We start from the raw sequence: 12863 nt of genomic DNA on the forward strand, positions 1-12863 counted from the left end.
CACAGAAGCCGAGGACGAAATAGCCGAAGCAGAAGGGCGGACAAACAGCGGGAGACGGCGGAGAAGCCGATCGCAACGCTGGCTGTGATCCATTGGAGAGCCAAAAGGTCGCGACCTCAATCAGCGACAAGGAGGCGACGGCCCGCTGGGCAGCAACACTAGGGTCCTCAGCCCAGCTTTCGATTCAGAGGCGCGCAAAATCGCTGATGATGCCGGGCGGTGCTCTCTTGCCGAAGTTCGCTGCGGACGCTGAACTTGCGAGCGGGATCAAGCGATGTCGAGCGAGTGCTTGAAGTAGGCGATCGTCTCCTTCAGCCCGTCTTCGAGCGCGACCTTCGGCTCCCAGCCCAACGCTGCCTTTGCCTTGGTGAGGTCGGGCCGACGCTGGCGCGGATCGTCCTGCGGCAGCGGCTTGAACTCGAGCTTGGAACGCGAGCCCGTGAGCTTGATGACCTTCTCGGCAAGCTCACGGATCGTGAACTCCGAATTGTTGCCGAGGTTGATCGGGCCGGTGATGTCTTCCGCCGTCACCATCAACCGCATGATGGCCTCGACGAGGTCGTCGACATAGCAGAACGAGCGGGTCTGCCCGCCGTCGCCGAACACGGTGATCGGCTCGCCCTTGAGCGCCTGGACGATGAAGGACGACACCACGCGGCCGTCATTGGGCTGCATGCGCGGTCCGTAGGTGTTGAAGATGCGTGCGACCTTGATCGGCAGGCTATGCTGGCGCCAGTAGTCGAAGAACAGCGTCTCCGCACAGCGCTTGCCCTCGTCGTAGCAGGAGCGGATGCCGATCGGATTGACGTTGCCCCAGTAATCTTCGGTCTGCGGATGGATCAGCGGGTCGCCATAGACCTCGCTGGTCGAGGCCTGGAAGATGCGCGCCTTGAGCCGCTTGGCGAGGCCCAGCACGTTGATGGCGCCGTGCACCGAGGTCTTGGTGGTCTGCACGGGGTCGCGCTGGTAGTGGATCGGCGAGGCCGGGCAGGCCAGGTTGAAGATGGCGTCGACCTCGATGTAGAGCGGGAAGGTGACGTCGTGCCGGACCGCCTCGAACAGCGGGTTTGCGATCAGATGGGCGATGTTGCGCCGGCTGCCAGTGAAGTAGTTGTCAACGGACACTACCTCGGACCCCGTCTCAAGAAGCCGCTCGCATAAGTGCGACCCGATGAAGCCGGCGCCTCCAGTCACGAGGATGCGGCTGTTCTTGTAGCTTTCAAACGGCATGATCGGTTCCAGATTGTCTGCGGCTGAGCGCGCTGAGTGGTATCGGCAACGGCCGGACTCGCCAATAGCCAAATGGCTTCGTTCGGGTATCTAAATACCGTTACCGTGCATGGGTTGTTTTCGCTTTTTTTGGTGGGCTCGCCCGGCAGGCGCCGGCGGCTAGAATTCCCGCCGCTTCAGCCAAGCCCGCGCGCCCCAATGGGCAAAGCACCAGGCCGATTTGGGCAGGGAGAGGTGTTCGACATTGCGGTAGATCTGCCAGACCCATTTGGCGGAGCGCACCGGGCGGCTGGAGACCGAGGAGCCCCTGACGCGATAGCGTGCAAGATCCTCGTTGAGGCCGTAGGCGGTGTGGCCGCGCTGGAGGATGGAGAGCCACAGGCAGAAATCGTCATAGCCCTCGTTCTTCATCGCGATGGGGCCGACGATCTCGCGATCGACCATCGCTGTCAGCGTCGCGATCGCGGTGTTCTCCAGGAGCTGATCATAGGTCAGTGAGGCGGGCACCTCGATCAGCCGCCCGGTGACGGTGTTGGTCTCGTTGATGCGGCGGAACGCGGTGTAGCTGAGGGCGGCTCGTTTTGCCTGCGTGAAGGCAAGCTGCCGCTCCAGCTTCTCGGGCAGCCACAGATCGTCGCTGTCGAGGAAGGCGAGATAGCGGCCCCGCGCGGCGTCGATCGACGCCTGGCGCGCCAACGCCGGGCCGCCGTTCTTCGGCATCCGGATCAGCTTGACGCGCGGATCGCGTGCGCCGATCTCGGAGATGATCTGCGGTGTCCTGTCGGTCGAGCAGTCGTCGGCGATCAGGAGCTCCCAATCGGCAAAGGTCTGGCTCTGCACCGAACGAATGGTCTCCTCGATCAGGCCTTCGACGTTCCAGGACGGTGTGATGATCGAGACGAGCGGCATGATGGGTCCGTTCAGTTCACGCGGGTCGGCTCGGCGATTGCCGCGCGCAAGGAGGCCGCAAACGTGTCGAGCAGTTTGGGATCGCTGATATAGAGCTCGCCCGGATAAGACCGGCGCCAGGCAGACTCGAAATAAGGGGCGCCTTTGGCCGGATCGAACGGCCCGACGGAGAGCGCCTCGCGCAGCCGCGCGGGCACGTCGGCCAGACGGTCGACCGCATAGACCAGCGGACAGGAGCGGTAGAACGCATCGCCCATCACCACCACCGGCTTGCCAAGCAGCAGCGCTTCGGCACCCGACTTGCTGTTAACGGAGATGACCGCATCGGCGCGGTTGAGCACGGTGTAATTGTTGGTCTGCGGTGGCAGCAGCACGAAATTGTCGAACCTGCGCGCCAGTTCGAACAGGCGATCGGCCGAGATCGCGCCGATCTGCGCCGGATGTTCCTTCACCACGAGCACATGCGAGTCCGGGATGGTGCGCAGCAGGAAGTCGACGGTCGCGACCTGGTCGAGATAGTCCGGGGAGCGCAACGTCAGCGCCATGTCGGCGGGAACGTGGAACGGATAGTAGACGAAGGGTGCCTCGGGGATCGGCTTATAGAGCTTGCGCAACCGCGTCGCGTTGAGCGCCATCGCGGCGTGTACCCGGGCGTGGCGCAGATTGTGCCCGAACTCCTGGTGCTTGCCGAGCGCGAACTGGTCCCACAGCTTTTCGGTGAGGCGGCGCGCGTTGCGCAGATTGACGACCTTCTTGAAGGCCGCCGAATAATGGTGCTGATCCTTCTTGGGGATGACGATCGCGCGTTGCGTCAGCGTATCGTCCAGATAGGCGCGCACTTCGGATGAGACAGCGTCCGTCGGCGTCGGCATCACGTCGGGTGCACCGAGTGTATCGGGCGTGAAGTACATCCGGCCACGAAAGAACGAGGGTTCGATGAACCAGTTGCGGATGTCGCGGCGCCTGGCGGCGTAGAAGCTCGCGATCACCGAAAGGAAGCCGCCGAGCTCCTGCACCAGCTCGACGCGCTTGCCTTGCGTCTCGAGCCGGTCGAGCACTGTCTCCATCGCATTGGCATAGATCATGAAGCGCCGGCGCAGTGCCGCGGTGTCGCGGATGCCGAAAGTGAAACGCTCATGGCTGAACAGGAAATTGGTCCCGTCAAGCCCGTAGGCCGCAACGCGCGCGTCGAACGCTTTGCGATCGTCGGGCGCGGGGCCCGCCTTGAGGCCCTCGCGATACATGTTCGTCACCGGAACGCCTTCGGACGTCGACATCTCCGCGCTGCGGTCGTCGAAGGCCAGCAACTCGACATCATGGCCTGCCGTGCGCAACCGCTGCGCGATCGGAATCCAGAACCGAGTCTGGTATTCCGCGAGAGTCGTGATCAGGACTGTTTTGTCGGCGGGCATAACTAGGGCAGGGTTACTCGGTTGCTGTTTCCGCATATAGAAGCCTGCTCGATAGCTCAAGGGCGATTGAACGGGGTTCCGCCATTTGAATCGTGCTAAGAGTGCCATAAACCCGGCTGTCGGAAGTCCCGGACAGGAGAGAAATACTGGCTCGAATTCATGGATAAAACGGTCGCCTTTCGCGTCGATGCATCGGTCGAGATGGGGCTGGGTCACCTGACGCGGTGCCTTACGCTGGCCAATGCACTCGCAGGCAGCGCGGTTAGATCATACTTCCTCATGCGCAGTCATGCTGCCGGCCTTGTGCATATGGTCGAACGGGCGGGACACGCGGTCCGGCTTCTGCCTGACCCGGCCGAGCCGGCCCCGGAGCCCGGCGGTGACGCCGTCCCGCACGCGCATTGGCTGCCGACGACACGGCAAAAGGACGCTGAACAGACGTGCAGCGCTTTGGCGGAGATCGGTCGGGTCGAATGGCTCATCGTCGATCACTACGCACTCGATATTCGATGGGAACGCGCCTGCCGGCGCGATGGTTTGCGTATTCTCGTCATTGATGATCTCGCTGACCGCGACCATGATTGCGAGGTGCTGCTCGACCAGAATCTCGTATTCCAAATGGAGGTGCGCTATCGTGACCGCGTCCCAGCTGCTTGCGTGCAGTTGCTCGGGCCGGGATACGCGATGCTGCGGCCGGAGTTCGCCGAGCAGCGCGCACTCCTCACCCCGCGAAGCGGTAAGATTAGCCGCATCTTAATCTGCTTCGGCGGCTCCGATCCGACTAACGAGACCGCGAAAGCGCTGACGGCGATTGCAATCCTTCCAACGTCGCAGCTTGCCGTTGACGTCGTGATCGGCCCGTCCAATCCGAACACAGGTTCGGTCCATGCGCTTTGCCGACAAATGCCGAACGTAGCGCTGCATCCAAGCTCAAGCAATATTGCGGAGTTAATGCGGCGTGCCGACCTGTCGATCGGAGCGGGAGGTGTAATGAACTGGGAGCGCTGCTGCCTGGGTCTACCCGTGCTGGCCCTCGATATTGCAAAAAACCAAGTGCCGTCACTGACGAGGTTGGCACAGGCGGGAGCGCTTGTCCATCTTGGTTCCGGGGTCAGTGTATCGGCAGATGATATTGCCGCTGCGGTAAAAGCGCTCGCGGCGGACCGGGCACAGGCCAGGCGTCTAGGCGAAGTTGCAGCGACGCTCGTTGACGGCGACGGAGCGGAACGCGTCTGTCGCGCGATTTTTTCCTGATTTTGCTAGCCAAAGCAAGCCCGAGATCCGGCCGATTCGGTTGACTAATTGGCGATGCGCGCCTATGTGGGTGCTGCTTTCGGGCTCGCATTGGGGCGTTTCGAGTACGTTCGGCTTTGAAACCGAGGCCGGGTTTTGGCTAAATAAGCGAGCGGGCTGGGTCGCTGTCTTAGTGCAGTGGCGCCGCGACCCGTGGGTATCAGGAGCAATCGATGACCGACACGATCTCAATTGCGGGACGCCCAATCGGCCGGGCGCACCGGCCGTTCATCATTGCGGAGATGTCGGGCAATCACAATCAATCGCTTGATCGAGCGCTGACCATTGTGGAGGCCGCGGGGAAGGCCGGCGCCCACGCGCTGAAGCTGCAGACCTACACCGCCGACACCATGACCTTTGATCTGGACCACGACGAATTCTTCATCGACGATCCGAACAGTCTGTGGAAGGGCAACTCGCTGCACAAGCTTTACCAGCAGGCCTACACGCCGTGGGAATGGCACAAGCCGATCTTCGAGCGGGCCCGTGAACTCGGAATGATCCCGTTCTCGTCCCCATTCGACGCCACTGCGGTGGATTTCCTGCAGGAGCTCGGCGTACCCTGCTTCAAGATCGCCTCGTTCGAGAACACGGATCTGCCGTTGATCCGCAAGGTTGCGTCGACTGGCAAGCCGGTCATCATGTCGACGGGCATGGCGACGGTGGCAGAGATAGACGAGGCTGTGCGGGCCGCACGGGAAGCTGGCTGCAAGGATTTGATTCTCCTGAAATGCACCAGCACTTATCCGGCTGTTCCTTCTGATACGAACCTTCTGACAATCCCGCATATGCGTGTGCTGTTCGGTTGCGAAATCGGATTATCCGACCACACGTTCGGTATCGGTGCCAGCGTGGCCAGCGTTGCACTCGGTGCCAGCGTGATCGAGAAGCATTTCACGCTCGCGCGCGCTGAAGGCGGGGTGGACTCGACCTTCTCCATGGAGCCCGATGAGATGGCCTCGCTGGTCGTTGAGACCGAGCGTGCCTGGATGGCGCTGGGCGATGTCCAATACGGGGTGACCGAGAAGGAAAAGAACTCGCGAACCTTCCGCCGCTCGCTCTACGTAGCCGAAGATCTCCAGGCGGGAGATGTCCTGACAGAGAAGAACCTGCGGATCATTCGCCCCGGCCTTGGATTGCCACCGAAGTATTTCGCGACCCTGATCGGCAAGCGCATCGGCCGCACCGTGCGCAAGGGCACGCCGATGAGCTGGGACCTTCTGACTGCCGTGGACGATCAGGTTGCTGAGCCGCGACAGGCGGTGCCGAGGAACGTCCGTGCCTGACCAGCCGCATGTCTGCCTGATCGTTGACAATCCGCTACGCGATCTCGAGGGTCTGGTTCTGCTTGGGCGGGAACTCGCCACCCGCGGTGTGAAAGTCACCCTCGTTCCCATGTACGAGCAAGGATCCGATGTTCCTGCCTTGAAACCGGATCTGGTGCTGTTGAACTACACGCGGCCGAACAATTCCGACTTAATCAAGCTTTACAAGCGAGAAGGTATACTGGTCGGTGTACTGGATACTGAGGGGATTGGCGGCAACAATGCTGACCAGTTCGCCACGCTGGTCAAGAAAGCAGGCTCTACCGCTCTGCTCGACCTCTACTGCGTATGGGGACAGGCGCAACGGGCTGCTTTTCTCAAGCACGGGACCGTGCCTGCGCATATCCTTCGTGCGACTGGATGTCCGCGGTACGATTTTTGTGCGGGGCCATGGCGCGCGGCACTGTCGAGGCCGGCTGTCGGTGGGGACTATGTCCTCCTCAACACGAATTACCCGAGCGTGAATCCGCATTTTTCAAACGGCCCGGATGACGAGGTGGAGACCATCGTCAACGCAGGCTATTCCAGGGACTACGCGAATCAGGTCATCATCGAAGCCAGACACGCTTATCGATCGACGCTCGAGATGTCGATGAAGCTGGCAGAGCATTACCCCGACGTACATTTCGTGCTGCGTCCGCACCCATTCGAAAACATCAAATCATACGATGCACTGGGCGCCTATCCGAATTTTGAGGTGCGGCAGGAAGGTACGTCGATAGAGTGGATCAATGGGGCGCGCCTGCTGATTCACCAGAATTGCTCGACAGCCATTGAAGCGACGATGTTGGATGTCGAGCCGCTGAGTATGGAATGGTTCAATACGCCCTCCTTGCGTGTTCAGGCAGCAGCACAAGTGAGCCGGCCCGTCGCGTCGGAATCCGATCTGATCGCGCTAGTAAAGCAGGGGCTGGAAGGGCGGATGCCCCCGGTTGCTGAGGAAACCGCGCACCTCCGGCGCCAGATCATCAGCGATCTCTTTACAGCTGTCGACGGCGCAAGTTCGATCCGCGTAGCCAATGCCATACTCGAAACTATCGTGGCGGCCCGTGGCAAGGTGCGTCTCGGCACCCTACCACGACCTTCATCCCGCGGCCGTGCAGTTGCCATGGCCCGGGTCGCGCTGGGATACAAGGCAAGCTCCGCCATACGTCGCCATCATGGCTCGGCGGAGATCGAGCGTCGCCGTCTAAGGAAAGCGTTCTCAGTTGACGCCGTCGGCGCCGTACTTCAAAGGATAGATGCTGTTTCCGCGGACGGACGACAATTTTCCGTCCGCGAGGTCGTTGGTGACACGCGGTGGATGGCCTGGGTCGTGAGCGGTGCTAGCCTGCAATTGACGGAAGCGAGCTGATTGCGCTTACCGAGGAGATGCAGTGCTACTCCGAGGACCGACACCTGTCAGATATGCCTTGATACTTTTTCACGAGTACCCGATGCCAAAATATCGATGCGTTCCCTCCTTGTATGGCCATTCAGCGGACCCGATGCCCACCATTGGGGAGATCGAGAAACACTATCGCGAATCCTATTATCAAGACCCGACAGGGCAATACAAGAAGGAGTATGATCAAGCGGAGCTCAACTATTTCGACGATCGCGCAAGCGTCGCATTGGACTTCGCGGCGGCTCATGGCGTTTCCAGGGGAAATGCGATTGATCTCGGGTGCGGGGAAGGGTTCTTCCTGAAGTCGGCGCATCGACGCGGCTTCAATATCTTCGGCGTGGACCACTCCCTAGTCGGCGTTGAACGGCAAAATCGCGATCTAATCGAAAATAACGTCGATCATCTCCATGCCGGGGACATTGGATCTCAGCGCCACTTCGAAGGCGTTTCGTTTGACCTGGTTTATTGCAAGAACGTCATCGAGCACGTCATCGATCCAGACACCATCATGACGCGCATCGGCTCCTACCTGTCTCCCGAAGGGCTAGCAATTATCGAAGTTCCGAACGATTTCTCTACGCTTCATTCGACCATATTTGGCGATGTCAGCAAGGAAGAGCTTCCGATCTTCGTGCCGCCCGTACACTTGCATTATTTCACGACGAAAACGCTACCTGAGCTTGGCAGGCGCAACGGCTTCTCCGTCATCGATTGCTTCGGCGACTACCCAATTGATCATCTTTTGATGGAAGACGCTTTCAATTACTACAAAGACAGAAAACTCGGTCCCTTCGCGCATTCCTTGCGACGAAAGTTCTTTCGTTTTGCATGTAGTGTCGAAGTTGAAGCCAGGCTCGCGTTGTTCAGGTCGATATTCACGGCGGGATTGGGTAGGGATATTTGTATCGTGGTGCGACGGCCCTAATCTACCTGTCCTGAAACGCGTCGCCGTCAATCGATCATGATTTCATCCGCGCATCGGTACATCCGTTTGCCAGGAGACGGTGGACAATATGGCCCGATCGGAAGCCCACGCGAATCGAGCAAGGACCAGATGAAGTCCTGAAAACCAAGTTTGTGACGGAAGCGGACCGTGCTCGAAAAGCGCGGATTGATCTCAAACACTTTTGGGCCATCGGCCGTCAGTCGTAGCTGCACGTTGATCGAGCCATTGAGCTTAATCGCGTCCGCGATTCCATGCAGCTGTAGGCGGAACGGCGTGCTGTCCGCGACCACGGCTGCGCCGGTTAGTCCGCCATGCAGCCGACGGCGGAGCGCGATCATACGGGTTTCGCCCGAACGGTTGCGGTACAGGCCGCAGGTATATTCCTGGTCGCTCGGCAACAGCAACTCCTGCCACAAGTCGCCGGCCCGTGTTCGCGTGGCGATTTCGACGTCTTCCTCCGTGTTGACCTGCCGCAGATCCTTACTGCCCTGGCCGCGCCGCGGCTTTAAAATGCAGGGCAATGCGACGGGCGGCGCTTCCCCGACGATGCGGGTCCAGGGCACCCCAAGTCCGTGCTCGGCAAGGCGATTGAACGTTGCGTATTTGTCGAGACCTGTTTCGACGGCGAGCGGGTTTGCGGCCAGGACCTGTACGCCGGCAAAGGCGTCAAGGTGTCCAGCTGCCAGCAAGACTGCGATCTCTGCTTCCGACATGGGGACGATCACATCCACGCCGTGATCCACGACGATTCGTTGAAGTGTTTCGAGATATGAATAGTCGTTTGCCCGCGGCGCCACTTCGCACACGTCGAAGAAGGCGAGCCCCACGTGATCGGAGTGGATGTCGCAGCCGATGAGCCGGCGCACGACGCCTGCTTCACGCGCAATGCGACAGAGAGCCAACGCGATATCGCCGCCGCACCCAGTTATCAGCATTGTATCATAAATCATCTCGCGGTCCTGACTTTGTCGAATCGGCTGCCGGATTGTTTCGTTCGAGTACCTCTGCGAGATAGGGCAGATGAGGGTCGCGTCGACGCGCTTCTTCGGCGAGAGGACGCGTGTCGTACGGTGTGCGGTTGATCACCATGGCGCGCGTTGACGTGTCGATGCTGCACCAGCACGCAAACCCTCCGCGGTCGCGCGCCTGACCCACCGAGCCAGGATTGAGAAGCACGGGGCGTGCTTCGGCATTAAGCATGGGATAGTGCGTGTGCCCCATCAGCACGATATCCGCACCGTCTACTCGACAGGCGTTCAGTGTGGCGGCACTCGAATCGGGATAGACGTACTCATCGGGATCGCGTGGCGAGCCATGGCACAGCTCCAGTGCAACGCCTCCGAGATGGATTGTCGCCCGGTCGGGCAAGCGGATCAACCAATCGCAATCTTGCGGCTCGAGCGTTGCTGCTGCCAAATCCAGCGCGCTGCCGTATCGTTCTTGGTATGTCTGCTTGGCGCGCTCGCTCCTGAGAGCTTCGGCGAACATCCGTTCGTGATTGCCTCGGATCGCAACGAAAGGCCACTGCCGCAACTGTTCAAGCACTTCGCTTGCGGCATAGTAATAGCCAATGAGATCTCCGAGCACGATCAGATACTGAACGCCGCTCTTACGCGCCTCGACAAGTGTCCCGCGCAGAGCCCCAGCATTGCCGTGGATATCGGCGAGCACCGCAATCTTCATAGCAGCCCGGCTCGCGCAAGGATTTCGCGGGCAACATCGCGAGGATGCCGCAGTTTGGCTTCGGCCTCGAAGCTCAAAAACATGTCTCGCACCGGCAAGTCCTGATCGGCAGCACTGCGTAGCACGATTTGCATGTCGGTGTTCAGTACGCCAGGATCGATGTGCTCGACAACGACGTCGGGTCGCTCGGCGGCGAGGCAATCAAAGATCATCGCGGCCGCGGCCTTGCTGGCGCAGTATGAGGCAAGCCCGGGCAACGCGCGGTGCGCGGCTCCCGTGCTGATGTTAAGGACACGCAACCTGGTCCCCTGCGCGTCGGCCCCTGCGAGCAGCTTGCGTGCCAGGATTGCCGGAGCAAGGGCGTTGACTTCGAAGGCCTTTACCAGCGCGCCGGCATCGATGAAACCGAGCGTGCCGATCGGCTCGACTATACCGGCATTGCTGATCAGGACGATCTCATCGGCGGTTTGCGGCAAAGCGCTGGCGAGATCGATTTGATCGAGGCTTGGCAACGCGGAAAAGTCCGCAGCCACGAAGGTGCAAGCGTTCTTGGCTGCGGCGGCCTCGTGCCGCGGATGCAGACGCCGGCCTAACGCCATCGGTCGTGCGTCAGCCGCAATAAGCAGGTCGAGCAACTCAAAGCCAAGACCACGTGAGGCTCCGGTGACGATGATCGCGCGCTGTTGCTCCATGAGGATCTTCTCTTCTTACATCCTTCGGTATTCACCGACAGGAGCCGCTTTTGCAAGAGCCCGTCGAGGTGTCGTGGATGATCTGCGGGTGTCGCGCAAGAAGTAACCTGCGCGGACGATGGCTGCCGGGGGGTAAGCCCATATCAGGATCAAACCATGTGCGCTGACGCGGGGGGGGGAGCAATCGGTGTTAAAATACCTCTGGAATGACATTTGGGGTGGGCCGAAGGCGAGCACCATGAAACGCCAGGCGAGAGGGTATGACCATTGCTTGCTTCCCCCCGAATCCCGCAATGGTGAATGACTTGGGTCTATGCTAGCTGCGGGCCCTGAATGAGGCGAATTGATCGATGCTGCAACGTTTCTTGCAAAACACGGCTATCTCGGCTGTGGCTTACGGCCTTGCAGGCGTGTTGGGGCTGCTGGCGGTCGGCCTGATTGCGCGGTCTTACGGTCTCAGCGTGCTGGGTTTAATTGTGCTCGCGCGGGCGTTCCTGCCGAGTGGGTTCTTGTCCTTGTTGGACTTCGGCGTATCGGAAACGATTACTCAAGCGGTTGCGCGAGGGCGCCTCGGGGATTGGCGCGCCGCGAGTGAGAAGGTTTCGCTGCTCACGGTAATTGCGGCGGTGACTGGAACCGTTTCAGGTCTTGCGCTCTGGATTTCGAGCGACTCGCTCGCGGCGATTTTTAAGGTTGCACCCAATGAGGTTGCAGCGTTCAATTCTATCCTTGAAGTTACTGCGCTGGTGCTTCCAATCGCCTTCTTGGGTCTCGCTACGGAAGGAGCGCTTAAGGGATTTGAGGAGTACGGCTGGTTACGGTTGACGGAAGTCGCGAGCAACGTACTCTATGTCGCTTCGATCTATCTCGCCGTCTGGCGCGGGGCGCCGTTTGAACTAATTGCGTACTCCTACCTCGCCACCACGATCGTCGCGAAATATGTAGTACTGGCAGTTGTCGTCTACAGGTTTGCACTCCCAACGCCGTTACGGTTCGTCGCATGGAGAAGCGATAGTCGCAGGGATATCCTCTATCGCAGTTGGTTAATGTTCAACGGCAGGATAGTCGGCGTGTTGCAGCATACAACGGCGCCGCTTGCTATTGGAATTCTGTTCAGTCCTGCAGAGGTTGGAACTTTTGATCTGATTACGCGACTGCCTCGCTTCTTGAAGGCGATCATGGCCCCGCTTTACTCTGCAATCCTTCCGATTTCTGCTCGCATCGAAGAAGCGTCGGATGCGCGGCGCCTTCAGATCCTTGGGCGGAACAGCCTCGTCTTTCCTGGTGCGATCGCGTTGCCCGTTCTGATTGTGATGGCTCTTTTGTCGAAGCAGATACTGTATCTGTGGGTCGGGCCGCAAAATGCCGAGCAGTGGCCCTGGCTAGCGCTCTCGCTATGTGTTCCAGCGACGACCATTCTGCTTGGAGCAGGACAGGCCGCGCTGATGGTCAGATCGGACTTCCTGCGCTACAACACCCGGCTCTTGTACCTGCAGGTCCTGACCCAATATCTCTTGATAGGAATGACGCTGCTTTGGTTCCAGGAGCGTGCGTTTGTTTTTGGATGGGCTGTTTCGCACATCTTATTCGTGCCAGTGTTTGCGCGCTACATGCTGTCTGAAATGGACCTCCGTGGTTCTCTGTTTTGGGGGCAGGTGGTCAGGCACGCGGCCGTGGCAGCCATACTTGCAGCGCTTGTGGTCGCGTGCAAATTTATCCACTATCCTGATAATCTTGCTGAACTCATTATCTTCGGCGCGCTGGGTTGTTTGGCAGCCTGGGCCTTAAGCTTTATGATCATTCTAACGAGGGATGAACGGCTGATGCTCGGGCGATTTGTACGATTAATGACGAATCGGTGAACTCTCTGGGGCAGCGAATGAGCTTCCGACCTGATGCACCTGTTGCAATGCCAAGTTGCTTCCTTCTGCTTCCTAGCGTAAGCAGACCTCGGGCGGACGGTGACGAAGTCCTCGAACGAGAACA

General features: G+C 59.8%; 11 protein-coding genes. 5 read left to right on the plus strand and 6 right to left on the minus strand.

Going from position 1 to position 12863, the window contains the following annotated elements; genetic code table 11:
* Positions 1–267 precede the first annotated feature (267 nt).
* From GGD67_RS28665 to GGD67_RS28675, 3 genes are all read right to left on the minus strand, one after another.
* On the minus strand, positions 268–1230 hold the full coding sequence (locus tag GGD67_RS28665) for a UDP-glucuronic acid decarboxylase family protein (protein ID WP_179737582.1): 963 nt from the start codon (positions 1228–1230) through the stop codon (positions 268–270).
* A gap of 159 nt (positions 1231–1389) precedes the next feature.
* Positions 1390–2139 carry a glycosyltransferase family 2 protein gene (locus GGD67_RS28670; protein WP_179737584.1) on the minus strand — a complete coding sequence of 250 codons (750 nt, stop codon included), beginning with the start codon at positions 2137–2139 and terminating at the stop codon, positions 1390–1392.
* 11 nt (positions 2140–2150) lie between these two features.
* The gene (locus GGD67_RS28675) at positions 2151–3551 is read right to left on the minus strand and encodes a capsule biosynthesis protein (protein WP_179737586.1); all 1401 of its coding nucleotides are present in this window, start codon (positions 3549–3551) and stop codon (positions 2151–2153) included.
* Positions 3552–3710: 159 nt separating this feature from the next.
* Between GGD67_RS28675 and pseG the strand changes: the two genes are divergently transcribed.
* From pseG to GGD67_RS28695, 4 genes are all read left to right on the plus strand, one after another.
* Complete coding sequence (gene pseG / locus GGD67_RS28680; protein WP_179737588.1) at positions 3711–4805, plus strand: UDP-2,4-diacetamido-2,4,6-trideoxy-beta-L-altropyranose hydrolase; 1095 nt, start codon at positions 3711–3713, stop codon at positions 4803–4805.
* Between the two features lie 212 nt (positions 4806–5017).
* The gene (gene pseI / locus GGD67_RS28685; protein WP_179737590.1) at positions 5018–6130 is read left to right on the plus strand and encodes a pseudaminic acid synthase; all 1113 of its coding nucleotides are present in this window, start codon (positions 5018–5020) and stop codon (positions 6128–6130) included.
* Positions 6123–7523: a surface carbohydrate biosynthesis protein gene (locus GGD67_RS28690; RefSeq protein ID WP_179737592.1), complete on the plus strand. Its 1401-nt coding sequence runs from the start codon at positions 6123–6125 to the stop codon at positions 7521–7523. The genes pseI and GGD67_RS28690 overlap by 8 nt, the downstream gene beginning before the upstream one ends.
* Before the next feature lie 133 nt (positions 7524–7656).
* Positions 7657–8481, plus strand: a complete 825-nt coding sequence (locus tag GGD67_RS28695; protein WP_210286677.1) for a class I SAM-dependent methyltransferase — start codon at positions 7657–7659, stop codon at positions 8479–8481.
* A 26-nt stretch (positions 8482–8507) separates the two neighbouring features.
* Here GGD67_RS28695 and GGD67_RS28700 read toward each other — a convergent pair whose 3' ends face one another.
* Genes GGD67_RS28700 through GGD67_RS28710 form a run of 3 tightly spaced genes read right to left on the minus strand, consistent with a single transcriptional unit; the run spans position 8508 to position 10877 of the window.
* The gene (locus GGD67_RS28700; RefSeq protein ID WP_179737596.1) at positions 8508–9452 is read right to left on the minus strand and encodes an ATP-grasp domain-containing protein; all 945 of its coding nucleotides are present in this window, start codon (positions 9450–9452) and stop codon (positions 8508–8510) included.
* Positions 9442–10185: a metallophosphoesterase gene (locus GGD67_RS28705; RefSeq protein WP_179737598.1), complete on the minus strand. Its 744-nt coding sequence runs from the start codon at positions 10183–10185 to the stop codon at positions 9442–9444. Before GGD67_RS28705 ends, GGD67_RS28700 begins: the two co-directional genes overlap by 11 nt.
* Positions 10182–10877 carry an SDR family NAD(P)-dependent oxidoreductase gene (locus tag GGD67_RS28710; protein WP_179737600.1) on the minus strand — a complete coding sequence of 232 codons (696 nt, stop codon included), beginning with the start codon at positions 10875–10877 and terminating at the stop codon, positions 10182–10184. The genes GGD67_RS28705 and GGD67_RS28710 overlap by 4 nt, the downstream gene beginning before the upstream one ends.
* Positions 10878–11227: 350 nt before the next feature.
* On the opposite strand from GGD67_RS28710, the gene GGD67_RS28715 reads away from it, so the two are divergent.
* Positions 11228–12739, plus strand: coding sequence for a lipopolysaccharide biosynthesis protein (locus tag GGD67_RS28715; protein ID WP_179737602.1), 1512 nt, complete (start codon positions 11228–11230; stop codon positions 12737–12739).
* Positions 12740–12863: the final 124 nt, after the last annotated feature.

Origin of the sequence: Bradyrhizobium sp. IAR9 (assembly GCF_013408065.1) — a bacterium.
GTDB lineage: Bacteria > Pseudomonadota > Alphaproteobacteria > Rhizobiales > Xanthobacteraceae > Bradyrhizobium.

Bases quoted from the DNA above. Each gene is read 5' to 3' on its own strand.
- GGD67_RS28715 (WP_179737602.1), top strand. From the start codon at position 11,228: ATGCTGCAACGTTTCTTGCAAAACACGGCTATCTCGGCTGTGGCTTAC.
- GGD67_RS28710 (WP_179737600.1), bottom strand. From the start codon at position 10,877: ATGGAGCAACAGCGCGCGATCATCGTCACCGGAGCCTCACGTGGTCTT.
- GGD67_RS28700 (WP_179737596.1), bottom strand. From the start codon at position 9,452: ATGATTTATGATACAATGCTGATAACTGGGTGCGGCGGCGATATCGCG.
- GGD67_RS28675 (WP_179737586.1), bottom strand. From the start codon at position 3,551: ATGCCCGCCGACAAAACAGTCCTGATCACGACTCTCGCGGAATACCAG.
- GGD67_RS28705 (WP_179737598.1), bottom strand. From the start codon at position 10,185: ATGAAGATTGCGGTGCTCGCCGATATCCACGGCAATGCTGGGGCTCTG.
- GGD67_RS28670 (WP_179737584.1), bottom strand. From the start codon at position 2,139: ATGCCGCTCGTCTCGATCATCACACCGTCCTGGAACGTCGAAGGCCTG.
- pseG (WP_179737588.1), top strand. From the start codon at position 3,711: ATGGATAAAACGGTCGCCTTTCGCGTCGATGCATCGGTCGAGATGGGG.
- pseI (WP_179737590.1), top strand. From the start codon at position 5,018: ATGACCGACACGATCTCAATTGCGGGACGCCCAATCGGCCGGGCGCAC.
- GGD67_RS28695 (WP_210286677.1), top strand. From the start codon at position 7,657: ATGCCCACCATTGGGGAGATCGAGAAACACTATCGCGAATCCTATTAT.
- GGD67_RS28665 (WP_179737582.1), bottom strand. From the start codon at position 1,230: ATGCCGTTTGAAAGCTACAAGAACAGCCGCATCCTCGTGACTGGAGGC.